The 23,699-nt window shown below is 70.8% G+C and carries 20 protein-coding genes and 1 pseudogene; 14 read left to right on the plus strand and 7 right to left on the minus strand.

Annotated elements, in window-relative coordinates:
• Window positions 1–63: 63 nt before the first annotated feature.
• Genes AAFF41_RS17420 through AAFF41_RS17440 form a run of 5 tightly spaced genes read left to right on the plus strand, consistent with a single transcriptional unit; the run spans window position 64 to window position 6,634 of the window.
• The gene (locus AAFF41_RS17420; RefSeq protein ID WP_343324193.1) at window positions 64–1,692 is read left to right on the plus strand and encodes an ABC transporter substrate-binding protein; all 1,629 of its coding nucleotides are present in this window, start codon (window positions 64–66) and stop codon (window positions 1,690–1,692) included.
• Between the two features lie 5 nt (window positions 1,693–1,697).
• Window positions 1,698–2,657: an ABC transporter permease gene (locus tag AAFF41_RS17425; protein ID WP_343324194.1), complete on the plus strand. Its 960-nt coding sequence runs from the start codon at window positions 1,698–1,700 to the stop codon at window positions 2,655–2,657.
• Window positions 2,654–4,633 carry a dipeptide/oligopeptide/nickel ABC transporter permease/ATP-binding protein gene (locus AAFF41_RS17430; RefSeq protein WP_343324195.1) on the plus strand — a complete coding sequence of 660 codons (1,980 nt, stop codon included), beginning with the start codon at window positions 2,654–2,656 and terminating at the stop codon, window positions 4,631–4,633. Before AAFF41_RS17425 ends, AAFF41_RS17430 begins: the two co-directional genes overlap by 4 nt.
• Window positions 4,630–5,679 (plus strand): oligopeptide/dipeptide ABC transporter ATP-binding protein, encoded by a 1,050-nt coding sequence (locus tag AAFF41_RS17435; protein ID WP_343324196.1) that lies wholly within the window; start codon window positions 4,630–4,632, stop codon window positions 5,677–5,679. Before AAFF41_RS17430 ends, AAFF41_RS17435 begins: the two co-directional genes overlap by 4 nt.
• A 19-nt stretch (window positions 5,680–5,698) precedes the next feature.
• The gene (locus tag AAFF41_RS17440) at window positions 5,699–6,634 is read left to right on the plus strand and encodes a dihydrodipicolinate synthase family protein (RefSeq protein ID WP_343324197.1); all 936 of its coding nucleotides are present in this window, start codon (window positions 5,699–5,701) and stop codon (window positions 6,632–6,634) included.
• A 198-nt stretch (window positions 6,635–6,832) separates the two neighbouring features.
• Here AAFF41_RS17440 and AAFF41_RS17445 read toward each other — a convergent pair whose 3' ends face one another.
• The 3 genes from AAFF41_RS17445 to leuA form a co-directional block, all read right to left on the minus strand.
• A complete protein-coding gene (locus AAFF41_RS17445) occupies window positions 6,833–8,035 on the minus strand; it encodes a sialidase family protein (RefSeq protein ID WP_415925821.1) in 1,203 nt (400 codons plus the stop codon).
• Between the two features lie 94 nt (window positions 8,036–8,129).
• A complete protein-coding gene (locus tag AAFF41_RS17450) occupies window positions 8,130–8,825 on the minus strand; it encodes a tellurite resistance TerB family protein (RefSeq protein ID WP_319744159.1) in 696 nt (231 codons plus the stop codon).
• 186 nt (window positions 8,826–9,011) lie between these two features.
• The gene (gene leuA / locus AAFF41_RS17455) at window positions 9,012–10,733 is read right to left on the minus strand and encodes a 2-isopropylmalate synthase (RefSeq protein WP_054235463.1); all 1,722 of its coding nucleotides are present in this window, start codon (window positions 10,731–10,733) and stop codon (window positions 9,012–9,014) included.
• Window positions 10,734–11,086: 353 nt separating this feature from the next.
• Here leuA and AAFF41_RS17460 point away from each other — a divergent pair, with 353 nt between their 5' ends.
• The 4 genes from AAFF41_RS17460 (at window position 11,087) to AAFF41_RS17475 (ending at window position 15,235) form a co-directional block, all read left to right on the plus strand.
• Window positions 11,087–12,160, plus strand: a complete 1,074-nt coding sequence (locus tag AAFF41_RS17460) for a M4 family metallopeptidase (protein ID WP_319744162.1) — start codon at window positions 11,087–11,089, stop codon at window positions 12,158–12,160.
• Window positions 12,161–12,192: 32 nt separating this feature from the next.
• Window positions 12,193–12,459, plus strand: a complete 267-nt coding sequence (locus tag AAFF41_RS17465) for a protealysin inhibitor emfourin (RefSeq protein ID WP_060896474.1) — start codon at window positions 12,193–12,195, stop codon at window positions 12,457–12,459.
• A 188-nt stretch (window positions 12,460–12,647) separates the two neighbouring features.
• Entirely contained in the window at window positions 12,648–13,976 is a 1,329-nt protein-coding gene (locus tag AAFF41_RS17470) for a GH1 family beta-glucosidase (RefSeq protein WP_319744164.1), read from the plus strand.
• Entirely contained in the window at window positions 13,973–15,235 is a 1,263-nt protein-coding gene (locus AAFF41_RS17475) for an MFS transporter (RefSeq protein WP_343324198.1), read from the plus strand. Before AAFF41_RS17470 ends, AAFF41_RS17475 begins: the two co-directional genes overlap by 4 nt.
• 27 nt (window positions 15,236–15,262) lie before the next feature.
• On the opposite strand, the pseudogene AAFF41_RS17480 reads toward AAFF41_RS17475, so the two are convergent.
• A pseudogene (locus tag AAFF41_RS17480) lies at window positions 15,263–15,647 on the minus strand (RNA-guided endonuclease TnpB family protein); the annotation flags it as partial.
• Between the two features lie 248 nt (window positions 15,648–15,895).
• On the opposite strand from AAFF41_RS17480, the gene AAFF41_RS17485 reads away from it, so the two are divergent.
• The 4 genes from AAFF41_RS17485 to AAFF41_RS17500 all read left to right on the plus strand — a co-directional run bounded on the left by AAFF41_RS17485 (window position 15,896) and on the right by AAFF41_RS17500 (window position 20,272).
• Window positions 15,896–16,708 carry a GNAT family N-acetyltransferase gene (locus tag AAFF41_RS17485; protein WP_343324199.1) on the plus strand — a complete coding sequence of 271 codons (813 nt, stop codon included), beginning with the start codon at window positions 15,896–15,898 and terminating at the stop codon, window positions 16,706–16,708.
• 326 nt (window positions 16,709–17,034) lie between these two features.
• Window positions 17,035–17,511 carry a hypothetical protein gene (locus tag AAFF41_RS17490; protein WP_075032686.1) on the plus strand — a complete coding sequence of 159 codons (477 nt, stop codon included), beginning with the start codon at window positions 17,035–17,037 and terminating at the stop codon, window positions 17,509–17,511.
• A gap of 260 nt (window positions 17,512–17,771) precedes the next feature.
• Entirely contained in the window at window positions 17,772–19,100 is a 1,329-nt protein-coding gene (locus AAFF41_RS17495; protein ID WP_319744542.1) for a beta-xylosidase, read from the plus strand.
• 86 nt (window positions 19,101–19,186) lie between these two features.
• On the plus strand, window positions 19,187–20,272 hold the full coding sequence (locus AAFF41_RS17500; RefSeq protein ID WP_343324200.1) for a WxL protein peptidoglycan domain-containing protein: 1,086 nt from the start codon (window positions 19,187–19,189) through the stop codon (window positions 20,270–20,272).
• On the opposite strand, the gene AAFF41_RS17505 is transcribed toward AAFF41_RS17500, so the two are convergent.
• Complete coding sequence (locus AAFF41_RS17505; protein WP_067369901.1) at window positions 20,166–20,504, minus strand: P-II family nitrogen regulator; 339 nt, start codon at window positions 20,502–20,504, stop codon at window positions 20,166–20,168. The genes AAFF41_RS17500 and AAFF41_RS17505 overlap by 107 nt on opposite strands.
• On the minus strand, window positions 20,501–21,847 hold the full coding sequence (locus AAFF41_RS17510; RefSeq protein WP_388405226.1) for an ammonium transporter: 1,347 nt from the start codon (window positions 21,845–21,847) through the stop codon (window positions 20,501–20,503). Before AAFF41_RS17510 ends, AAFF41_RS17505 begins: the two co-directional genes overlap by 4 nt.
• A gap of 188 nt (window positions 21,848–22,035) precedes the next feature.
• Here AAFF41_RS17510 and era point away from each other — a divergent pair, with 188 nt between their 5' ends.
• Window positions 22,036–22,995 carry a GTPase Era gene (gene era / locus AAFF41_RS17515; RefSeq protein ID WP_179436579.1) on the plus strand — a complete coding sequence of 320 codons (960 nt, stop codon included), beginning with the start codon at window positions 22,036–22,038 and terminating at the stop codon, window positions 22,993–22,995.
• Window positions 22,996–23,339: 344 nt separating this feature from the next.
• Here the strand turns inward: era and AAFF41_RS17520 are convergent, their stop codons facing one another.
• Window positions 23,340–23,693 (minus strand): cytidine deaminase, encoded by a 354-nt coding sequence (locus tag AAFF41_RS17520; protein WP_319744173.1) that lies wholly within the window; start codon window positions 23,691–23,693, stop codon window positions 23,340–23,342.
• Window positions 23,694–23,699: the final 6 nt, after the last annotated feature.

Raw genomic sequence — 23,699 nt, forward strand, 5'->3', positions numbered from 1 at the left:
TTATGGTCACGCTGCCCACCATGACATAGGACGTCGTATCTCCCGCCTCTCTCTGGAGGAACCGTGCGCGACGTGACCGACCACTCGGTGCTGCACCGCCGACGTTTCCTGAAGTACTCGAGCGCCCTCGCCGCGGCCGGGGCCCTCTCCTCCTCGCTGGCGGCCTGCTCGTCCGGGCCGCAGTCCACCAATGACACCGGCGGCGGGAAGGGAGGCAAGGACGCGACGCTCACCGCCGTCATCGGCTACGGGAACGACGGCAGCTGGGACCCGACGCAGACCGCGTCCGCCTTCGCCATGGCGGCCAACAACCACATCTACGAAGGTCTGTTGGACACGGACCCGATCTCGCGCGAGCCGTACGCGGCGCTCGCGACCCAGGTGCCGGGCGATCTCAGCGGCACGTCCTGGAAGTTCACGCTGCGGGCCGGCGCCACCTTCCACGACGGGAAGCCCGTCACCGCCGACGACGTGGTCTTCGTCTTCGACCGGATCCTCGACCCGAAGACGCAGACCCTCGGCAAGGGCTTCTTCGCGAGCTGGCTGAAGGAGGTCCGGAAGATCGACGCGTCGAACGTCGAACTGGTGCTGAAGTTCCCCTTCCCGGAAGGCATCGCGCGACTCACCCTCGCGAAGATCATGCCCAAGCACGTGTTCTCGCAGCCCGGTGCCTGGGACGACGCGATCAAGGGGAAGGCGGTGGGCTCGGGGCCGTACCGGCAGACCGCCCACCACCCCAAGTCGAACACCACCTTCGAGGCGTTCACCGCCTACAACGGCCCGCGCGGGCCGGCCTTCAAGAAGATGAACTGGCTGACGATCGTGGACGCGGCGCCGCGCGTCGCGAAGATCTCGGGCGCGAGCGCCGGGGCCCAGATCGCCGACAACATCCCGTACGCCAACATCGAGCAGCTGAGGAAGGGCGGCATGACCGTCGAGGGCGGCGCGGGGATGAACAACCTCTTCCTGATGTTCAACACCAAGCACAAGCCCTTCGACGACGTACGGGTGCGCCAGGCCCTGCACTACGCCATCGACACCGGCAAGATGGTCGAGGTCGCCCTCCACGGACACGGCAGGCCGTCGAGCTCGTTCCTCAACGAGGGGAACCCGGCCTACCGGCCGGCGAAGACCGTGTACGGCTACGACCCGCAGAAGGCCAAGCAGCTTCTGAAGGCCGCCGGGGTCTCCGGGCTGAAGATCGAGATCCTGTCCGTGAACGTCAGTTGGATCGTCGACTGCCTGCCGACCATCAAGGCGTCCTGGGACGCGATCGGGGTCGAGACCACGCTCTCACCGCAGGAGACGACGGCCGTCTTCACGAAGTTGGACCAGAAACAGGACTACCAGGTGGTGGCCGCCGCCTCGAACCCCAACCAGTTCGGCCTCGACGCCGACCTGATCATGCACTACAACTACGGCCCCGAGAACCTGTGGATGCAGTACTCCCGGTGGGCGGGCGACCCGGTCGCGCAACAGCTCTTCAAGGACATGGACCGGGCGACGCGGGAGCCGGACGCCGACAAGAAGAAGACGATGATCCAGGACTACATCGACGTCGTCGCCGAACAGGCCGTGCTCTACCCGGTCGTGCACAACGAGCTGATGACGGCCTGGGACCCCAGGAAACTCACGGGCGTCAGGGCCCAGCCCTATCCGGGCGTCAACCTCCTCCAGGCCAAGTGGGCCTGACGCAGATGGCGGCCATCGTCCGCGTCCTGGCCCGCCGTGTCGCCCTGCTCGTGCCGCTGATGCTCGGCATCGTGCTGTTCGTGTTCCTGGTGATGCGGTTCTCGGACGTCGACCCGGCGTCCGCGTTCTTCCAGGGCGCCAACCCCACTCCGCGGCAACTGCACGACTTCCGGCAGCAGAACGGCCTGCTCGACCCCCTCCCGGTGCGTTACGTCCACTTCATCGGCGATCTGCTCCACGGCGACCTGGGCACCAGCGCGCTGACCCGGGCGCCGGTCGTCGACCAGGTCACCACCGCGCTGCCGCTCACCCTCCAGCTCACCTTTCTCGGCCTCGCCATCGCGGTGGTGCTCGCGCTGCTCGGTGGTGTCACCGCCGCGATCCACCGCGACCGACTGCCCGACCAGGTCATCCGCGTCGTGTCGCTGACCGGGGTCGCGGCACCCGGCTTCTGGCTGGCGCTGCTGATGATCCAGTACCTGGCCGTGGACCGGGGCTGGTTCCCGACCGGCGGATACATCAACCCCGATGACTCGCTCAGCGGCTGGCTGAAGACGATGGCGCTCCCCGCCTTCGCGCTCTCCCTCCCGGTCGCCGCCCAGCTCACCCGGATCGTGCGCACGGCCGTGGTCGAGGAACTGGACAAGGACTACGTCCGGACGGCGATCGGCAGCGGACTGCCGCCGGTGGTCGTGGTCGGCCGCAATGTGCTCCGCAACGCGCTGATCAACCCGCTGACCGTGCTCGGCCTGCGGGTCGGCTATCTGCTCGGCGGCGCGGTCGTCATCGAGACGATCTTCTCGCTCCCCGGCATGGGCAAGCTGATGATCGACGCCGTGAAGAACGGCGACCCGGCGGTCGTCCAGGGCGTCGTCCTGACCACGGCCACCGGGTTCGTGGTCGTGAACCTCGCCATCGACATCCTGTATCTGCTGGTCAATCCGCGACTGAGGGATGCCACGTGACGATCCCCCCGCTCTCCCGCCGACGTCTCACCGAGGGCCTCGCCCGGCCCGGCATCCGGCTGCGACGCCTGCCCGTCCTCTCGCGGATCGCCCTCGGCGTCCTCACGCTCGTGGTCCTGTCGGCCGTGTTCGCGCCCCTGCTCGCCCCGCACGACCCGCTCGACCAGCAACCGCAGGTCGACGGCACCGGCGCCCCCTCCGGCGGTCACTGGATGGGGCAGGACAGCCTCGGCCGGGACATCCTGAGCCGGCTGATGTACGGCGCCCGCTGGTCCCTCGCGATCGGCCTGGGCGCAACCGCGCTCGCCCTCGTCGTCGGCGCGCTCCTCGGCGCGATCGCCGCGACCTCGCGGGGGGCCGTCGACGAGACGTTGATGCGCTGCCTGGACGTCGTGATGGCGTTCCCCGGCATCGCGCTGGCCGCCGTCCTGGTCGCGGTCTTCGGCGGCGGCATCACGGTGCTGATCTGCGCGATCGCGTTCCTGTTCACCCCGTCGGTGGCCAGAGTCGTCCGCGCGAACGTCCTCGACCAGTACGGCGAGGACTATGTGACGGCGGAACGGGTGATCGGCGCCCGCACCCCGCACATCGTGCTGCGCCACGTGGCCGTCAACTGCGCCGCCCCCGTGCTGGTGTTCTGCACGGTCCAGGTCGCCGAGGCCATCGTCTTCGAGGCCTCGCTGTCCTTCATCGGCGCGGGCGTCCGGCCGCCCGACCCGTCCTGGGGCAGTGTCATCGCGGACGGCAAGAACATGGTGCTGACCGGCGGTTGGTGGGCGACGGTCTTCCCGGGTCTGCTGATGCTGATCACCGTACTGTCGTTGAACATCCTCTCCGAGGGTGTCTCGGACGCGTGGGCGGCGCCCGTGGCGCGGGAGGTGGCGGCGAAGGCGATCGCCGGTGACCGACTGGAGGCTCCCGAGCCCGGCAGCGGAGAGGTCCTCGAGCTCCCCGGTCTGACGGAGGCCGCCGCCCGTCTGCGCTCCCGGGCCCGCCCCCTGCCCACCGGCCGGGCCGTCCTCTCCGTGGAGAACCTCGCCATCGGCTTCGAGGCCCGGCACGGCGGGGTGGACATCGTCGACGGCATCGGCTTCGACGTGCACCCCGGTGAGGTCCTGGGCCTGGTCGGCGAGTCGGGCTGCGGCAAGTCGCTGACGGCGCTCGCGGTGATGGGCCTGGAACCGAAGGGGGCCCGGGTCCGGGGCCATGTCCGTTTCGACCAGCGTCAGTTGGTGGGCGAGCCGATGCGCGTACGACGCCGTCTGCTGGGCCACGAGATGGCGATGGTCTACCAGGACGCGCTGTCGTCCCTGAACCCGGCGATGACGATCAGGGCGCAGCTGAAGCAGCTGGTGCGCCGGGGCGGGAGGCAGACCCCCGCGGAGCTGCTCGCTCTGGTCGGTCTCGACCCCGAACGCACCCTGCGCAGCTACCCCCACGAGCTCTCCGGCGGTCAGCGCCAGCGTGTCCTGATCGCGATGGCCCTGTCCCGGGGCCCGAAACTGATCGTGGCGGACGAGCCGACCACGGCCCTGGACGTGACGGTCCAGGCGCAGATCATCACCCTGCTGCTGAAGCTGCGGGAAGAGCTGGGCTTCGCGCTGATCCTCGTCTCGCACGACCTGGCCCTCGTCGCGGACGTCACGGACCGGGTGGTGGTGATGTACGGCGGGCAGATCGTGGAGACGGGCGTGACGGCGGACCTGGTGGAGGCACCGGCCCACCACTACACACGCGGCCTGCTCGGCAGCGTCCTGTCCTTGGAGTCGGCGGCCGAACGGATGACGCAGATCAAGGGGGTCGTGCCCGCCCCCGCCGACTTCCCGGCGGGCTGCCGGTTCGCCGACCGCTGTCCGCTGGCGAGCCAGGTGTGCCGGACGACGGCGCCCGACCTGCTGGGCAGCCGGACACACACGGCCGCGTGCCATCACCCCGCGGTCGATCTGATCACCACGGAGAGCGAGGCCGTCCAGTGAACGCGCTGATCACCCTCTCCGACGCCCATGTCGTCCACAAGGCCCGCTCCGGCGGCCTGTTCACCCGCGACCGGGTGTACGCCCTGACCGGCGCCGACCTCACCATCGCGCCCGGCGAGACGGTCGGCGTCGTCGGTGAGTCCGGGTGCGGGAAGTCGACGCTGGCGAAGGTGCTGGTGGGCGTCCAGCGGCCGACGTCCGGCACCGTGCGCTTCCGCGACCGTGACCTGTGGTCGATGCGGCCCGCCGAGCGACGGGCGTCCGTCGGCGCCGGCACGGGCATGGTCTTCCAGGACCCGTCGACGGCCCTGAACCGCCGCCTGCCCGTACGCCGGATCCTGCGGGACCCCCTCGACGTGCACCGGCGCGGCTCGGCACGGGAACGGGACGACCGGGTGCGGGAGCTGATGTCTCTGGTGGGCCTCCCTCGTGCCCTGGCGGACGCCCTGCCCGGCCAGTTGTCCGGCGGTCAGCGCCAGCGGGTGGCCATCGCGCGCGCCCTGGCCCTCGACCCGGACCTGGTGGTGGCGGACGAACCGACGAGCGCGCTGGACGTCTCGGTCCGCGCCCAGATCCTCAACCTCCTGCTGGACCTGAAGGAGCGCCTGGACCTGGCCCTGGTCTTCGTCTCGCACGACATCCAGACGGTACGGAGGATGAGCGACCGGGTGATCACGATGTACCTGGGCCGGATCGTGGAGGAGTCCCCGGCCGCCCGGGTCACCGACCGCGCCCGGCACCCGTACACCCGGGCCCTCTTCTCCGCCACGCCCGGCCTTCTGGACCCGATCGACCCGATCCCGCTGGTGGGACCGGTGCCGTCGGCCACGCACCCGCCGACCGGCTGCCCGTTCCGCACCCGCTGCTGGAAGGCCGACGAGGACTGCGTGAGCGTGATGCCGGACTTCACGGCCGCGTCGACGCCGGACCACCGCTTCCGGTGCCACCATCCTGTGCAGGAGGACCAGTCGACGCGCGACCTGGTGGCCCAGGCCGTGTCCGCGGCGCCCGCCGTGGCCGACATCCCCGCCCAGCAGCAGCCTTGATCGTCCCGAGGGAGCCTTCATGTCGATCCCCACCCCGCTGACCGGTGTCGTTCCGCCCGTCTGCACGCCCCTGACACCGGACCGTGAGGTGGACGTCCCCTCACTCATCAGTCTCGTGGAGCACCTGGTGGACGGCGGCGTCGACGGCCTGTTCGTCCTTGGCTCGTCCTCGGAGGCGGCGTTCCTGACGGACGCCCAACGACGGCTGGTGGTGGAGACGGTGGTCGCCCGTGCGGCCGGCCGGCTCCCCGTGCTGGCCGGGGTGATCGACATGACCACGCCCAGGGTGCTGGATCATGTGGCGTATGTGACGGCGGCGGGCGCGGACGCGATCGTGGCGACCGCACCCTTCTACGCCCGCACCCATCCGGCGGAGATCGCGCGCCACTTCCGCCTGGTCGCCGCCCGTTCGTCCGTGCCCGTCTTCGCCTACGACATCCCGGTGTCCGTCCACACCAAGCTGGGTGCGGAGCTGGTCCTGCCCCTCGCCGCGGAGGGGGTGCTGAGCGGCCTCAAGGACTCCAGCGGCGACCTCGCCGCCTTCCGCGCCGTCGTCACGGGCGCCCGCGCCCACCCCGACATCACCGGCTTCACCACTCTCACCGGGTCCGAACTCGTCGTCGACTCCGCGCTCGCTCTCGGGGCGGACGGGGCCGTGCCGGGTCTGGCCAACGTCGACCCGCACGGGTACGTACGGCTCGACCGGTTCTGCCGAAGGGGCGACTGGGAGCGGGCGCGGGCCGAACAGGAGCGGCTGTGCGGGCTGTTCGGGATGGTCGGGGTGGGGGACCCGGCCCGGATGGGCGGGGGTTCGTCGGCGCTCGGGGCGTTCAAGGCGGCACTGCACCTGCGGGGCGTCATCGCCTGCCCGGCCACGGCGGAGCCGCAGGTGCCGCTGTCGGAGGCGGAGGTCGAGCGGGTGGGGAAGTACCTGGCGGGGGCGGGCCTGCTCTAGAGCAGGAGCCCGATCGGCAGGAACCAGGTCGTGGCGCTCGCCGAGGACCCCGACAAGGGGTGGGAGCAGATGGCGCCCTTCTTCCTCCACGAGACGAACGCCTACGGTGCCTGGCGGGCCCAGGACGACCTCGCCGCCCCCTTCCGCTCCGTCACCGGCATCGCATGCGCCTGCTCGAGCGCGAGGTCCTGCCCGCGTTCACCTGACGGGCGGTCCCGGCCGGCGCAGACGCCGGAACTCGATCCTGTCGTACGGCCGTGTCGAGCCCGTCTCGTACAGGATCCCGACCCGGTCGTGCCCGAGGTCCACCAGGTCCGAGTAGGCGGCGGGCGCGGAGGAGAGGGTCGTCGCCCGGGTGAAGGTGGTGCCGTCGTCCGTGCTGCGCCAGAGGGTCATCGCACGGCGGGCGGTGGGTACGGAGGGGGCCGAGAAGAGCAAGGGGGCGTGGGCGCCCTGGAGCTGCAGGACGCTGCCCTGGACGGCGGGGACGTCGTCCAGGGTGGGCTGGATCGCGTAGGGGCGGTCCAGGGTCTCGCCGCCGTCGCTGGAGTAGGTGTCCAGGCGGTTGCCGGGGGTGGTGCCGCCCTGGTCGCGGGCGCTGAAGTACAGGCGTCCGTCGGGGAGTTCGGCCGCGCCGCTCTCGTTGGCGTCGACCCGGCCGTCATGGGTGCGGTCGGTGAAGCCCAGGCGCCAGGTACGGCCGCCGTCGTCGGAGTAGATCGCGTGCGCCCCGTAGTACTTGGCCTCCCGGCCGGTGTCGGTCGAGCCCGCGGGCGGGGCGGCGGAGTGGTTGGCGGGGACGACCAGACGGCCGGCGTGCGGGCCGTGGCGGAGGGCGATCGCATGGCCGGGGCCCGTGGCGTACCAGCGCCAGCCCGGCGGCTTCACCTCGGCCGTGATGTCCCGGGGGGCGGAGAAGCGCACGCCGTCGTCGCGGCTCGTCTGGACGAAGACGCGGCGGCCCTGGCGCGCCGTGACCTCGCCCCGCATGATCCGCGCCTCGGTCACCGCGCCGCTGTTGTAGGAGGTGACCAGGACGATCCGGCCGGTGCGCGGGTCCACGACGGGCGCCGGGTTGCCCCGGGTGTCCCCGGCCCCCGCCGCGACGACCCGCAGCGAACCCCACGTACAGCCCCCGTCGAAGGAGCGTCTGAGGACGACGTCGATGTGGCCGCTGTCGCCCGCGCCGTCGCGCCGCCCCTCGGCGAAGGCGAGCACCGTGCCCGCGCGGGTGGTGACGACCGCCGGGATGCGGTAGGTGTCGTAGCCGCCCTCTCCCGCGGCGTACGGCACGGAGGAGGCGCAGTCGGTACGAGGGCCGGGGGCGGCGGCGGACGCGACGCCGGCGCCGGTGGCGAGGAGGCCGACGGCCAGGGCGGCGGCGAGACTGCGGCTCAGGATGGTCCCCGCTCTCCCCCGCGCAACACGAGGGTCCGGTTACGGTGTGTCGCCCGGACCGTACCCTGAGTCACCGACCGTCACTCCCGCCCCCTCGCTACGAGGGCGTGCGCGCCGCCGCCAGCAGTCGCGTCACGTCGTCCGCGCAGATCGTCAGCGCCGCGCCCACGGTGGCGAGGACGTCCCGTTCGGCGGGGGTGTACGGCCCGTCCGCCAGGGCGATCCGGGCGCCCTGGAGCAGGATCGACTCGCGTCCCGTCGCGGCGAGGTGCGGCGCCAGCGGATCCAGGGCCTCGTGCAGCTCTATGGCGAGGCCCGCTCCGCACGGCTCCCCGAAGATCCGGCCCGTGTCCGCGGCGAGCGCCTCGACGAGGGCGCCGAGCTGGTCCTCCGTGCAGTCGTCGAAGCCGGCCGAGCGCACCGCGGTCGCCGCGGTCTCCAGGGACGTACGGGAGCAGGCGCCGCCGGCGGCGAGCACGGCGAGCGCGACGGTGTGGACGGCGTCGCGGAGCATCGCCGAGAAGCGGGTGGTGGTCGGGTGGTCGAGGACGTCCGCGCCGTAGTGGCGGCCACAGGCGGCGCACTCGACGACGGGTCCCGTGTCACCGCGCGGCAGGACCGGGACGCCGAGGAGGGTGAAGCGGCGCCGGCCGGCCAGCCGCTGGTAGTTGCGGTCGCCCCCGCAGCCCGGACAGAAGAACTCGCCGTCCCCCATGGTGGTCCACGCGGTACGGGTGCCTAGGATGCGGGAAATCTGCACTGCACGACCGTTTCGTCCCCATCCTGGCAGCACGCTCGCACACCTCCGTAACGCCGCGGCAACATCGCCGCGCTGGCGTGATGTTAGCCACATTGTTGAGGCAGAGTCAGTACCTTGGACGAGACCTTTCCGTGATCTCCACGGCGATTGGCCGGTATACGACGGGGCCCCGCCCGCCTCGAAAGGCGGACGGGGCCCCGAAAGTGCCGGTCAAAGTCCTCAGCGGGCCGCGCGGTTGACCGCGGAGACCACGGCCTTCAACGACGCGCGTGTCGTATTCGCGTCGATGCCGATTCCCCACAGGACCTTGTCGTCGATCGCGCACTCGATGTACGAGGCGGCCTGCGCGGAGGCGCCCTCGCTCATCGTGTGCTCCTGGTAGTCCAGGAGGCGTGCGTCGATGCCGACGGACTGCAGGGCGTCGAAGAACGCGGAGATCGGACCGTTGCCGGTACCGGTCAGGACCGTGTCGGTGCCGTCCACCGAGGCCTCGACGGTCAGCGAGTCGATGCCGTCGCGGTCGGTCGTGGTCTGGCCGGCCTTGACCTGGATACGGCCCCACGCGTTGTCGGGGTTCGGCAGGTACTCGTCCTGGAAGATCGCCCAGATGTCCTTCGGGGTGACCTCGCCGCCCTCGGCGTCCGTCTTCGCCTGGATGATCTTCGAGAACTCGATCTGCATCCGGCGCGGCAGGTCCAGCTTGTGGTCGTTCTTCAGGACGTAGGCGATCCCACCCTTGCCGGACTGCGAGTTGACGCGGATCACGGCCTCGTACGAACGGCCGACGTCCTTCGGGTCGATCGGCAGGTACGGGACGGCCCACTCGATGTCGTCGACGGTGACGCCCTTCGCGGCGGCGTCCGCCTCCATGGCGTCGAAGCCCTTCTTGATGGCGTCCTGGTGGGAGCCGGAGAAGGAGGTGTAGACGAGGTCGCCGACGTACGGGTGACGGGCGTGGACCTCCATCTGGTTGCAGTACTCGGCGGTGCGGCGGACCTCGTCGATGTTCGAGAAGTCGATCTGCGGGTCGACGCCCTGCGAGAACAGGTTCATGCCCAGGGTGACCAGGTCGACGTTGCCGGTGCGCTCGCCCTGGCCGAACAGACAGCCCTCGATGCGGTCGGCGCCGGCCATCAGGGCCAGCTCGGCGGCGGCGACGGCCGTACCCCGGTCGTTGTGCGGGTGCACGGACAGGCAGACGAACTCGCGGCGGGACAGGTTGCGCGACATCCACTCGAAGCGGTCCGCGTGCGTGGACGGCGTCGAACGCTCCACCGTGGCGGGCAGGTTGAGGATGATCTCGCGGCCGGGGCCGGGCTGCCAGACGTCCATGACGGCCTCGCAGACCTCCAGGGCGAAGTCCAGCTCGGTGTCGGTGAAGATCTCGGGGCTGTACTGGTAGCCGAACGCCGTCCGCTCGTCGAGCAGCTTCTCGGCGTACTCCATGACCAGCCGCGTGCCGTCGACGGCGATCTGCTTGATCTGGTCCTTGGAGCCGCGGAAGACGACCCGGCGGAAGACCGGGGCCGTCGCGTTGTACAGGTGGACCGTGGCGCGCTTGGCGCCGACCAGGGACTCCACCGTGCGCTCGATCAGGTCCTCGCGGGCCTGGGTCAGTACGGAGATCGTGACGTCGTCCGGGATCGCGGTCTCGTCCTCGATGATCGAACGGACGAAGTCGAAGTCGGTCTGCCCCGAGGCCGGGAAACCGACCTCGATCTCCTTGTAGCCCATCTTCACGAGCAGGTCGAACATCTCGCGCTTGCGGGCCGGGGACATCGGGTCGATCAGCGCCTGGTTGCCGTCCCGCAGGTCCGTCGACAGCCAGCGGGGGGCGACGGTGACACGCTTGTCCGGCCAGGTGCGGTCAGGAATGTCCACCTGCTCGTACTTGCCGTACTTGTGGACCGGCATGGCGGTGGACTGCTGGAAGTTCGGCATGATGCGTGGGCTCCTCAGAGGGTGTCCGGAAGGACGGCCGACGGCGCAACGCCGAACTCCGCGGGGAGGGGGTCGGCCTCGACTACAGGCCCTCGCCGCGGCAGCTAAGGAGAAGCAGCCCGATACGCATGATGCTCCGCAGCCTAGCCGAGCCTCACTCTCTCCGGAGGGCTGTATCAGTATGCGGGATCGTGACCACATAAGGAAGAAAACGGACAAAAAGTGTGGCGCACCACTCAGAGTGAGTCCTCATACCACTGGAGAGCGGACCGATGGGCTCCTTATCGCCGCATTTCACACAATCTTGGTCGCCGGTAGTGACAGTGGAGTAACTCAGTGCAATGGTGCCGGGCATGACCGCGAACCCGGCAGGCTTCGAGCCTGTCTTCTGCACCATCGTGCCGCCCCACGTCCTCGACACGCTGGCCCAGCACGAGGACCCCGCGCTCGCCGGACCCGCGCGCCGCACCCTGGAGCGCGACGCCTTCGAGCGCACCCACCGCCGGCTGACCACGGTCATCGGCGCGCCCACCGTGGCCCCGCCCCAGGGCGCGCCCGCGGACAAGCCGCAGCGCACCATCTACGACGCCCGGCACCACCAGGACCTGCCGGGCAAGAAGGTCCGCGGCGAGGCCGACAAGCCCGGCAAGGACGCCACGGTCAACCGCGCCTACGCCGGACTCGGCGCCACCTTCGACCTCTACCTGAACGCCTACGCCCGCAACTCGATCAACGGCGAGGGCCTGCCCCTCACCGCGAGCGTCCACTTCGACGTCGACTACAACAACGCCTTCTGGAACGGCGAGCAGATGGTGTTCGGCGACGGCGACGGCGAGATCTTCCTCGACTTCACCATCCCGGTCGACGTCATCGGCCACGAGCTGACCCACGGCGTCACCCAGTACACGGCGAACCTCACCTACTTCGGCCAGCCGGGCGCCCTGAACGAGTCCATGTCGGACGTCTTCGGCTCGCTGATCAAGCAGTACACGCTCGGCCAGACCACCGCCGACGCCGACTGGCTGATCGGCGCGGGCCTGCTCGCCCCGCGCGTCACCGGCAAGGCGCTGCGCTCCATGAAGGAACCCGGCACGGCCTACGACGACGACGTGCTCGGCAAGGACCCGCAGCCCGCGACGATGGACGGCTATGTGAAGACCGGCCGGGACAACGGCGGTGTCCACATCAACTCCGGCATCCCCAACCACGCCTTCTACCTGGTCGCCCAGTCCCTCGGCGGACACGCCTGGGAACGCGCCGGGCAGATCTGGTACGACGTCCTCACCGGCGGCGAGCTCCAGTCCCAGGCGAGCTTCTCCGACTTCGCCAAGCTGACGGTCGCCCAGGCCAGGAGCCGGTACGGCGAGGGCGAGGAGCTCCAGTCCGTCACGAAGGCCTGGGAACAGGTCGGGGTGGCGACGTCGTAGCTTCGGCGCCCGACTCGTACTAGACAGGACCCATGCGTATTCAGGTAAGGCGCACGGGCGGATTCGCGGGCATCGAGCGCCATGCCGAGGTGGACACCTCGGGGCGCTCCGACGCTCCCGAGTGGCACGCCCTGGCCGAGCAGGCGATCGCCTCCGGCCAGGGCACGCGCCCCGCCGGGGTCCCCGACGGCTTCAGCTACGAGATCACGGTGAACGGGAAGACGGTCTACGCCGCCGATCCGAGACTGACGGAGGAGCAGCGAAGTCTGATTTCAAGGGTCCTGAAGGAGGGCGCCTAAAGCGGCCTTGCGGGAGGCGCCCTTCAGGGGCGCGGGGCTGTGACATAGGCGGCTCCGCCGCCTGGGCGCGACAAGCCCCCACCGGGCCGCAGCCGCGAAACACTCCGCAGCACCCCTCCCCTGGCTTCCCAAGAAGCCGTAACTCCCAGTTCACACCAACCCGTTGACTTCCCTTACTGCCGGTACGGATGATCGCGCGCATGGCGACGAACCCCCTACCGCAGTTCCCGCCCGGCTTCCTCTGGGGCGTGTCCACCTCGGCCCACCAGATCGAGGGAGCCGCGGCCGAACGCGACCCGTCGGTATGGGACGCGTTCACGGCCGAGCCCGGCCACATCAAGGACGGCTCGACGGCGGACGTGGCCTGCGACCACTACCACCGCTACCCCGAGGACGTGGCCCTCCTCGCCGACCTCGGCGTGGACGCGTACCGCTTCTCGATCTCCTGGCCCCGCGTGAACTCCCCCGGCGGCCTCGACTTCTACGACCGCCTGGTGGACGCCCTGGTCGCGGCGGGCATCCGCCCCGTACCCACCCTCTTCCACTGGGACCTCCCGCTGAAGCTGGAGGAGACAGGGGGCTGGCTGAACCGCGACACGGCCGAGCGCTTCGCCGAGTACGCCGGTGTCGTCGCCGCCCGCCTCGGCGACCGCGTCAAGAAGTGGATCACCCTCAACGAACCCGCCGAACACACCCTGCTCGGCCACGCTCTCGGCGCCCATGCCCCGGGCAAACAGCTCCTGTTCGACTCGCTGCCGGTCGCCCACCACCAACTCCTGGCTCACGGCCTCGCTGTCCGGTCGCTGCGCGCGGTCGGCGTCACGGACATCGGCATCGCCAACTCGCACGGCCCGACCTGGGCGGCCTCCGAGCGGCCCGAGGACGTGGAGGCCGCCGACTTCTACGATCTCCTCCTCAACCGCCTGTTCGCGGACCCGCTGCTGCTCGGCCGATACCCGGACGGCATCGGGGAGTTGATGCCGGGCGATGTCGAGGCGGATCTGAAGGCCATCGCGGAGCCGATCGACTGGTACGGGATCAACTACTACCAGCCGACCGAGGTGGGCGCCCCCGAGGGCGCGGAGATCGAGTTCAGCGGACTGACCCTGCCCGCCGAACTCCCCTTCTCGGTACGGGAACTGGAGGGCTACCCGGTCACCGACTTCGGCTGGCCGGTGGTCCCCGAGGCGCTGACCGAGCTGCTCGTGGGCTTCCGCGAGCGCTACGGGGACCGCCTCCCGCCGGTCGTCATCACCGAGAACGGCTGCAGTTACGAGGGCATCGACGACCAGGAGCGGATCACGTTCCTCGACGGCCATGTCCGGGCGCTGCACCGGGCGTTGGAACAGGGCGTGGACGTTCGCGGGTATTTCGTGTGGTCGTTGCTGGACAACTTCGAGTGGGCCGAGGGGTACGCGCGGCGCTTCGGCCTGGTCCACGTCGACTACGACACGCTGAAGCGAACCCCGAAGGCGTCGTACACCTGGCTGCGCGACGCGCTGCGGGCGCGGGGATGACGGCGACGGACCCCGTCGTGTCCGTGGGGGCGCTCGCCGAGCCGGTCGAGCGGGTCGGCCGGGTCTGGACCTCGGCGCTCTCGCTCGCCAACGGGGCGATCTGGGTGGGCTGGTACGGCCCGCTGCAGATCCTGCTGGCCTCCCAGGCGGAGGACTTCGCGCCCGGCACCGGCATGTCGAAGGAGACGATGCTGGCGTGGGTCACGGGCGCGGGCGCCGTGGTGTCGCTGGTCGCCAACCCGCTCTTCGGCGCGCTGTCCGACCGGACGACGGCGCGGTGGGGACGCCGTACGCCGTGGATCGTGGCGGGTTCGGCGGGCGGCGCCCTCTCCCTGCTGCTCCTGGCGGGAGCGGGCGGGGTCTGGACGATGGCGGCCGGCTGGTGCCTGGTCCAGCTCACCCTGAACGCCGCCTTCGCCGCGATCACCGCGGCGGTTCCCGACCGGGTGCCCCGGCTTCAGCGGGGTTCCGTGGGCGGCTGGCTGGGTGCGGCACAGATCCTGGGCGTGGTGGGCGGAACGGGCCTCGCGACGGCGGCGGGGGGTGTGGGCGGCGGATACGCGGCGTGCGCGGTGTTCACGCTGGTGGGTGTGCTGCCGTACGTGCTGCGCCACCAGGACCTGCGGCTGCCGGCCTCGGCCCGGCCCGCCTGGTCCTGGCGCACGTTCGCGGCCTCCTTCTGGCTGAGTCCGCGCCGCCACCCGGACCTGGCCTGGGCCTGGCTGACCCGCTTCCTGATCAACCTGAGCAACGCCCTGGTCCTGCTCTACCTCCTGTACTACCTCCGCGACCGGCTCCACTACGACGACCCCGAGAACGGCGTACTGATCCTCACGGCGGTCAACGGCGTCACCCTCCTCGCCACGGTCGTGGTCGGCGGGGTGTGGTCGGACCGGGTGGGCCGCCGCAAGCCGTTCGTGATCTGGTCGGGCGTCCTCATGGCGGTGGCGACGGCGGTCCTCTCCGGGTGGCAGACCTGGCCGGGCGCGATCGTCGCGGCGGCGGTCCTCGGCATCGGCTTCGGCGTCTTCACGTCCGTGGACTTCGCGCTGATGGCGGACGTCCTGCCCAAGGCCATGGACCGCGGCAAGGACCTCGGCGTCATCAACGTCGCCAACGCCCTCCCCCAGGTCGCCGCCCCCGCCCTGGCGGCCCCGATCGTGACGTATCTGGGCGGCTACCGGGTGCTGTACCTGGTGGCGGCGGTGATCGGCCTGGCGGGGGCACTGCTGGTGGGGCGGATCAGGGGCGTGGAGTAAAGTGCCCGCGCTAAAGCGCCGGGCTTGCGAGATACGCCGCCGGTCGATCTGCCACGACAGCATCCGGTCGTCGTACGGCTGCGCTCCTTCCGGGCGAAAGCCGATCGGCTTCTCCACGGCCTTGACGACAGCGCTTCGAGCCCGGTCCACCAAGATTCCCGGCCTTCAGGTTCGCCTTCAGCGGGGCGTACGCGTCGCACGTCTTTTTGATCACGTGCTGGGCGGCCTGCGCACCCAGACCCCACCGCGCCTCCACCTCGCCGTAGGTGTGCTCCCGCAGCGCGAAGTTCCTCTTCACATCCTTTTCGAAGGCCACCACGCTCGCCCATGAAGCGGCCTCGTTGCAGGCGCGCAGGGTCGCCTCAAGTGCCGCCGCCTGCAAGGGCGTCGGCAGCAGCTTCACCTGCACCACGAGCTTCGCACCCGCGACGCTATCCGGCCACCCGCAAGCCTCGCACTCGAACACCGCGATCTTCCCCAGAGCCGTCCCGAGCACTCCCGGCGCTCCGCTCCTGAAGAAGCTGCGGTGCTCCGCATCGCCGAGATCAGGACGCGGTTCCTCCCAGGCGTCAACGCCCGGGGTTCCCCATAAGAATCCCGCTGAAGTCACTGGCCCGAATTCAGGTGCCCTCGCCAGGTCTCTTCGTCTTGGATGGCGCCATGACCACGGTGAACGACACACCCCTCGACCGTCTTGAGCGCTACTACGACTCGGTACCGCGCGCCGCGGCGCGGGCCGAGGACTTCGGCCCGCTGACCCTCTTCGTACGGGAGGCCACGGGCTGGCCCTACTACGCGCGACCCACCCTGGACTGGACGGGCCCGGCGGCCACCGCCGAGGACGTCGAACGGGTGCGGGCACGGCAGCGGGAGCTGTGTGTGCCGGAGGCCTTCGAGTGGGTGGCGGAGGTGACACCGGGCCTGCGGGAGGTGGTCGAGGCGACGGGGCTACGGGTACACGCGCATCCCCTGATGATCCGCGACGAGGACGTTCCGCTGCCCGACCCGCATCCCCTGGTCCGCGTCCTGGGTCCCGAAGACCCCTTCCTGGCGGGCGCGTTGGCGGTGCCGCATGTGGCGTTCGCGGCGCCGGGCACGGCGGTGGGGGAGGCCGGAACCGGCGAACTGGCCACCGAGATCACCGCCCGCGCCGCCGAGGTACCCGCCGCCGCGGACCGCATCCGCGTGGGCCGCACCGTACTGGCCGCGGCGGTCGAGAACGGCGCCGTGGTCTGCTCCGGGATGCACCTGCCCGTCGGCAGCGTGAGCGAGATCGCGGGCGTCGGCACCCTGCCCGCCGAACGGCGCCGCGGGCTGGCGTACGGCGTCACGGCCGCCCTCGTCGCCGACGCGCGGGAGCGGGGCGTCGAGACGCTGTTCCTGTCGGCCGGGGACGAGGACGTGGCGCGGATGTACGGCCGCCTGGGGTTCCGTACGGTGGCGACGGCGCTGATCGCGGAACTCGCCGAGTAGCGGGCCGATCACGAGTAGCGGGCCGATCAGGGGGCGGGGACGAACTTCGGCCACTTTCGACAACCCCTGAAGAAACCGCCCGGCACGCCTTGCAATCCCAAGCCGCTCGCGCATCAATGGAACCGCTAGTTCCGACGGACCGTCAGAAACGCCTCCGCTGGCGTCCCGCACCCCGCTCGCGGACGGTCCGTGTACACATCTCTCCGCACCCGCACCGGCGTTCACCGGTGACGCGTCCGTGTGCCCGGTCCGGCCCCGGCCTCTGAGCAGACGGTTCCGTCCCTCCATCCCCACATGGCAATTCCCGTACAAGGGAAGGGAACCCGATGAGACGCAAGCAACTCGGAATCGCCGCGGCGTTAGCCGCCGGCACCCTCGCCGCGACCGGACTGGCCCTCGCGCCGACCGCCGCGGCCGTCACCCCCCTCACCGCGACCATCAACGCGACCTGCACGATCGGCGGCGGTGGTGCGGCCACCCTCACCGCCACCCAGACCGGCACGGCCGCGACCATCACCCTCAGCTCCACCTCGATCACCGCGCCGATCGCGCTGGCGCAGGACTCCATCGCCTCCACCCTGACCATGGCGAAGTCCGGCGGCGGCACCGTCGCGTTCACCGGCACGAAGAACCCCGCCATTCCGCTGGGCGGCGGGGTCACGGTGGGCCCGCTCAGCGGCACCGTCGCCTCCGGCGACAGCCTCGACGCGTACGGGGGGTCGCTGAAGATGGTCGTCTTCGGCATCACCATCACCTGCACCGCGAGCGCGGCGCAGGCACCGGGCCCGTTCGTCTTCAGCTGAGCCCCGCCACAGCACCTACGTGAAGACCGGTGTCGCCGGTGCGCGGCGGCACCGGTCCTCATACTGCCTGATGACGGTCAACTGGCCGACGGGGGTGACCAGTTGACGATGTTGACACGATCTGATGGCCCATCAGTCACCGCCTTGGCCCTCCATTGACTTTTCACACAACCCGCACATCAATGGCCCCCTGTCGGCGCAGACGAGCCGCTGCGCCCGCATCCCTCAGGAGGGGGCACATGGCAACGCACAGGGGAACCATGGGTTCGCACGCCCGAAGACGCCGCTGGGCGGCACTGCTCGGGGTGACCGCGCTGGCGGTCACCGCGGGAGGCGCGCTCGCGGCCCCGGCGGGCGCCGCGGCCGCGGCCTCCCAGAACGTGGACTTCGCCACGCACTGCATCCCGCCGGCGATCGCGGGCATCCCGCCGATCGACGGCACCACCACCGCGATCATCACGGTGGACAACCCCAGTCCCAAGGTCGGTGACACCGTCACCGTGACGTACAAGGTGGTCACGCCCGCCGCGAACAACCCGACCGCCCTCGCCCTGCCCGCCGACATCATGACGCCCACCGGCAAGGTCGCCCTCGGCGGCGCGCAGACGGGAGACGTCACGGTCGCGGGCCCCAGGAAGAACGACCCGGTGGCGGGCAACGCGCCCTTCCCGGGGTTCAGCATGACGGGCACCTTCACCGTCACCAGTCCGGGCGCCATCACCCTCGCGCCCGGCGACTACAACATCCACACCAGCTACGTCCTGGAGCTGGACACTCCCTGCACGGTCACCAACCCGCCCGCCCCGGTCTCCGGGACGATCACCGCGACGGACGGAACCCAGACCAACAACCGTGCCATCTCGCTCGGTTCGGCCTCCGGGAAGCCCGGTGACAGCGTGACCGTCACCGGCAGAAACTTCACCCCGGGCGCGAGCGTGACCCTCGCCGGACGGTCGGGGGCCACCCAGACCGCCGACACCGCCACCACGACCGCCGACGCACAGGGCTCGATCAACGGCACGCTGGCCGTCAACGACAAGACGACGACCGGTGTGGTGGCGTACGAGGGCGCGAGCTGGAGCGACACCAAGGGCGCGGGGCCGGCGGCGTACGTGGTCGTCGACGACACCCCGATCCCCGCGGGCTCCCAGAAACTCACCACCACGGTGAAGGCGGGAACCCTGTCGATGTCCCAGGCCGGGGACGCCGTCCAGCTGTCGGCGGTGGACTTCGGCAAGGGCGGGTCCTCGACCGGTGCCCTGCGGACGGTGACCGTCAAGGACTTCCGTGGCGGGCCCGCGGGCTGGTCCCTGACCGGCAAGGTCACCGACTTCACCGGTCCCGGCGCCAAGATCGACGCCGGGAAGCTGAGCTGGACCCCCGCCTGCGCGACCAAGGCGGGCAGCCCGAGTACCTGCCAGGCCGGTTCGTCCGGCGCGGTGGGCGGTGCGGGAGCGACCCTGGCGTCCACCCCCAACGGGGCGCTCACCGGTGGTGAGTTCACCGTCGACGCCGGGCTGTCACTGGACGTACCGGCGTTCACCCCGCCGGGTTCCTACTCCGGCGTGCTCACGCTGACGCTCACCTGATCCACCCCTCCGCACCCCGGTGGCCGGGCGCGCACCCGCCCGTCCACCCAGGGCCTGTCCACCCACGTCCGCGGGGGTCCGCACCCATGCGCAAGCTGTACGTCCTCGTCCTGTCCGTGTTCCTTCTCGCGCTCACCACGCCCGCCTCGTACGCCGCCGACAACGGCAGCTGGTCCGTCTACCCCGTCTCCACGCAGATCGCGGCCCGCCCGTACTTCTACCTCTCCGCAGACCCCGGCCAGACCCTCCGGGACAAGGTCACCGTCGCCAACAAGACCGGCGTCCCGCTGACCTTCCGGCTGTACGCCGCCGACGCGTACAACACCGCGCGCGACGGCGGGTTCGCGGTGCGGACGGTGAAGGAGCGGCAGCTCGGGGTCGGCGCGTGGGCGCACCCCGCCCGCTCCCGGGTGACGGTGCCCGCGCACGGTTCGGTGACCGTGCCGTTCACCCTCCGGGTGCCCGAGAAGGCCGAACCCGGCGACCACCCGGGCGCACTGGTCGCACTCGACGAGCGCCTCGAGTCCGGGGACGCGGCGACCTCCTCGGTGGCGGTGCAACGGGCGGTCGGCGCCCGGATCTACCTCCGGGTCGGCGGACCCACCGTGCCCGCCCTCGCCGTCGAGAAGGTCCGCATCAGCCACCGCCAGCCACTGGTCCCCGGCCTCGGCGAGAGCGGCGCCACCGTCTCGTACACCCTCCACAACACCGGGAACGTCACCCTGAACCCGAAGGTGCGGCTCAGGGCCGAAGGCCTCTTCGGGCGTACGTTGCTGTCCCGGGAGCTCACGAAGATCCCCTCGGAGCTGCTGCCGGGGCAACGGGTCCGACTGACCGAGCCGTGGCACGGTGCGCCCCAACTCGACTGGGGCCACGTGACGTTGACGGCCAGCGCGCCCGGCACCCGGGAGTCGGCGAGCACGGCGTTCGTCGCGCTGCCGTGGCTGATGGCGGTGCTGGCGGGCGCGGGGATCGCCGCCGGCGTGGTGGTGATCAGGGCGCGCAGGGGCGGTACCCGCCCGTGGCCGCTCGGAGCGCGCAGGAGCGGTACCCGCCCGTGGTGGCTCAGAGTGCGTCGGGGCCGCGCTCGCCCGTCCGTACCCGTACGACCGTCTCGACCGGTACGGACCACACCTTCCCGTCGCCGATCTTCCCCGTCTGCGCGGCCTTGACGATCGCGTCGATCGCGGCCTCCGCGTCCGCGTCCTCCACGACGACCTCGATGCGGACCTTGGGGACCAGGTCGACCTGGTACTCGGCGCCGCGGTAGACCTCCGTGTGGCCGCGCTGGCGCCCGTACCCGCTGGCCTCGGTGACGGTGAGCCCGTGCACGCCGAGCTCCTGGAGAGCGGTCTTGACCTCGTCGAGGCGGTACGGCTTGACGATGGCGGTGATGAGCTTCATGCCTGGGCCTTGGCCTTCTGAGCGGTGGGGAGGGATGACGAGACCGGGGCGCCGTGGCCCAGGACCCCGTGATCGTAAGCGGTCTCGGCGTGCACCGTAAGGTCCAGGCCGGTGTGCTCGTGCTCCTCGTCCGCCCGCAGCCCCACGACCTTGTCGAGCACCTTCCCGATGCCGTACGTGACGGTGAAGGCGTACGCCCCAACGGCCACGACCGCCACCAGCTGCTTGCCGAGCTGTCCGAACCCACCGCCGTACAGCAGCCCCTCGGCGCCACCGGTCATCGTCGCGTCGGCGAAGACACCGATGAGAACCGTGCCGATGATGCCGCCGACCAGGTGAACGCCGACCACGTCCAGCGAGTCGTCGTAGTTCAGCCTGAACTTCCAGCCCACGGCGTACGAGCAGACGACACCGGCGGCGAGACCGACGGCCAGCGCGCCCAGCAGCGACACGGACCCGCAGGACGGGGTGATGGCCACCAGACCCGCGACCGCGCCCGAGGCGGCGCCGAGGGTGGTGGGGTGGCCGTCGCGCCTCTGCTCGACGAAGAGCCAGCCGAGCAGACCGGTGCAGCCGGCGGCGAGGGTGTTGAGGAAGGCGGCGGCGGCGAGTCCGTTGGCGCCCAGCGCGGACCCGGCGTTGAAGCCGAACCAGCCGAACCACAACAACCCCGCGCCCAGCATCACCATCGGCAGGTTGTGCGGCCGCATGGCGTCCTTCTTGAAGCCGAGACGGGGGCCGAGGACGAGACAGAGAGCCAGGCCGGAGGCGCCGGAGGTGATCTCGACCGGCAGCCCGCCCGCGAAGTCCAGCGCCCCCAGCTTCGCCAGGACCCAGCCCCCCGGACCCCACACCCAGTGCGCGACGGGAACGTATACGAGCAGCGCCCAGACCGGCACGAACACCAGCCACGCCGCGAACTTCGCGCGGTCGGCGATCGCCCCGCTGATCAGCGCGGCGGTGATGATCGCGAAGGTGAGCTGGAAGGTGGCGAAGAGCAGGGTGGGGACGGTCCCGTGCACACTGTCCGGCCCGATACCGCTCATGCCGGCGTGCCGCAGCCCGCCGATGAGCCCCCCGAAGGCGTCGTCTCCGAAGGCGAGCGAGTAACCGCCCACCAGCCATACGACGGTGACCAGGGCGATCGACACAAAACTCATCATCAGCATGTTGAGGACGCTCTTCGTGCGGACCATGCCGCCGTAGAAGAGGGCCAGGCCCGGTGTCATCAGGAGAACGAGGGCGGTGGCGGCGAGCAGCCAGGCGGTGTCGCCGGTGTCGAGGTGGGGTGCGGCGGCCAGGTTGACGGTGTCCAGGGTCTCCACGCTCTGCACGAACTCCACGGACGGCTCTCCTCGGTTCTCCTGGGTGCGGGGGCGTCGTCAGAGAGTCACGGGCTCGCGTTTCCGGTTGTGCACGTGTGCGTTTCCGGCGTGTTTCGTATTGCGTGGGGGTTTCCGAAACCTCACGGAGCCGCGTGGGAGCGGTCAAAGGCATAGGGCGTACGGCGCGGGCCTGTGGATCAGGGACAATGGGCGCCATGAGCGTTCGTACCCAGTCATCCGAGCCGTCCGAGGCACCCCACCGCGCCGGCTTCGCCTGCTTCGTGGGCCGCCCCAACGCGGGCAAGTCCACCCTCACGAATGCTCTGGTCGGCCAGAAGGTGGCGATCACCGCGAACCAGCCGCAGACCACGCGGCACACGGTACGGGGCATCGTGCACCGCCCCGACGCCCAGCTGATCCTGGTCGACACCCCTGGTCTGCACAAGCCGCGCACGCTGCTGGGTGAGCGTCTGAACGACATCGTGCGCACGACGTGGGCCGAGGTGGATGTCATCGGCTTCTGCCTGCCCGCGAACGAGAAGCTCGGTCCGGGTGACCGTTTCATCGCGAAGGAACTGGCGTCCATCAAGAAGACGCCGAAGATCGCGATCGTCACGAAGACCGACCTCGTCGACAGCAAGACGCTCGCCGAGCAGCTCATCGCGATCGATCAGCTCGGGCGGGAGCTGGGGTTCGAGTGGGCGGAGATCGTGCCGGTGTCGGCGGTCGGGGACAAGCAGGTGGACCTGCTGGCCGACCTGATCGTCCCGCTCCTTCCCGAGGGCCCGGCGCTCTACCCGGAGGGTGACCTCACCGACGAACCCGAGCAGGTCATGATCGCGGAGCTGATCCGCGAGGCGGCACTGGAGGGTGTGCGCGACGAGCTCCCCCACTCCATCGCCGTCGTCGTCGAGGAGATGCTTCCCCGCGAGGACCGCCCCGCCGACAAGCCCCTCCTCGACATCCACGCCTTCGTCTACATCGAGCGCCCCAGCCAGAAGGGCATCATCATCGGCCCCAAGGGCAAGCGCCTGAAGGAGGTCGGCATCAAGTCCCGCAAGCAGATCGAGGCGCTGCTGGGTACGCCGGTCTTCCTCGACCTCCATGTGAAGGTCGCGAAGGACTGGCAACGGGACCCGCGCCAACTCCGCAAACTCGGCTTCTGAACCTTCCTCGCCCCCGCCGCCCCTACCCGACCCATCCCTGGGGCCTACGCCCCCAGACCCCCTACCGGCCCGAACGGCCTCGTCCTCGAACGCCGGACGGGCTGAAGGGTGCGCGCAGCGCCCCTTCAGGGGCACGAGGAACTGCGCGCCCAGCCCCCACCGGCCCGCGCCCAAACGAATCCGGGCGGACGGGAGATCCGAGGCAAAGCCCCGGCCCTAGGGGCACGGGGAACTGCGCGCCCAACCCCCACCGGGCCCGCAGCCGACGGACAGGGCCGGGGTCTGGGGCGGAGCCCCAGGTCGAGGATGGGTCGGGTAGGGGCGGCGGGGGCGAAGAAGCGGACTCAGCCTGCGGGCGTCGTCAGGTGGACGGTGCCGTCGGTGCCCGCCAGCAGTACCGGCGTCGCCGACCCACCGAGGTCCCGGACCGCCGCCCGGTCCTCCGAAGAGACCTCCTCCGCCTCGGACACCACCGCCGCCGCCTCAAGAGACGTCGCCCCGGACGCCACCGCCATCGCGACCGCGGTACGCAACGCGCTCAACCGCAGGGAGGGAAGATCCACCGTCCCCGCGACATACGTACGGCCCGTCTCATCACGTACGGCCGCCCCCTCCGGCACCCCGTTGCGCGCCCGCGCGGAACGGGCCAGGGTGACGATCTTGCGGTCCTCGGGGTCAAGCGCGCTGCTGTCGGTCATGTTCAG

The organism is Streptomyces mirabilis (assembly GCF_039503195.1).
Classification (GTDB): domain Bacteria; phylum Actinomycetota; class Actinomycetes; order Streptomycetales; family Streptomycetaceae; genus Streptomyces; species Streptomyces mirabilis_D.

Excerpts from the sequence above, each read along its gene's own strand:
- era (WP_179436579.1), top strand. The coding sequence starts at position 22,036 with ATGGGCGCCATGAGCGTTCGTACCCAGTCATCCGAGCCGTCCGAGGCA.
- AAFF41_RS17490 (WP_075032686.1), top strand. The coding sequence starts at position 17,035 with ATGAGACGCAAGCAACTCGGAATCGCCGCGGCGTTAGCCGCCGGCACC.
- AAFF41_RS17425 (WP_343324194.1), top strand. The coding sequence starts at position 1,698 with ATGGCGGCCATCGTCCGCGTCCTGGCCCGCCGTGTCGCCCTGCTCGTG.
- AAFF41_RS17505 (WP_067369901.1), bottom strand. The coding sequence starts at position 20,504 with ATGAAGCTCATCACCGCCATCGTCAAGCCGTACCGCCTCGACGAGGTC.
- AAFF41_RS17470 (WP_319744164.1), top strand. The coding sequence starts at position 12,648 with ATGATCGCGCGCATGGCGACGAACCCCCTACCGCAGTTCCCGCCCGGC.
- AAFF41_RS17475 (WP_343324198.1), top strand. The coding sequence starts at position 13,973 with ATGACGGCGACGGACCCCGTCGTGTCCGTGGGGGCGCTCGCCGAGCCG.
- AAFF41_RS17465 (WP_060896474.1), top strand. The coding sequence starts at position 12,193 with ATGCGTATTCAGGTAAGGCGCACGGGCGGATTCGCGGGCATCGAGCGC.
- AAFF41_RS17440 (WP_343324197.1), top strand. The coding sequence starts at position 5,699 with ATGTCGATCCCCACCCCGCTGACCGGTGTCGTTCCGCCCGTCTGCACG.
- AAFF41_RS17500 (WP_343324200.1), top strand. The coding sequence starts at position 19,187 with ATGCGCAAGCTGTACGTCCTCGTCCTGTCCGTGTTCCTTCTCGCGCTC.
- AAFF41_RS17495 (WP_319744542.1), top strand. The coding sequence starts at position 17,772 with ATGGGTTCGCACGCCCGAAGACGCCGCTGGGCGGCACTGCTCGGGGTG.
- AAFF41_RS17485 (WP_343324199.1), top strand. The coding sequence starts at position 15,896 with ATGACCACGGTGAACGACACACCCCTCGACCGTCTTGAGCGCTACTAC.
- AAFF41_RS17520 (WP_319744173.1), bottom strand. The coding sequence starts at position 23,693 with ATGACCGACAGCAGCGCGCTTGACCCCGAGGACCGCAAGATCGTCACC.
- AAFF41_RS17460 (WP_319744162.1), top strand. The coding sequence starts at position 11,087 with ATGACCGCGAACCCGGCAGGCTTCGAGCCTGTCTTCTGCACCATCGTG.
- leuA (WP_054235463.1), bottom strand. The coding sequence starts at position 10,733 with ATGCCGAACTTCCAGCAGTCCACCGCCATGCCGGTCCACAAGTACGGC.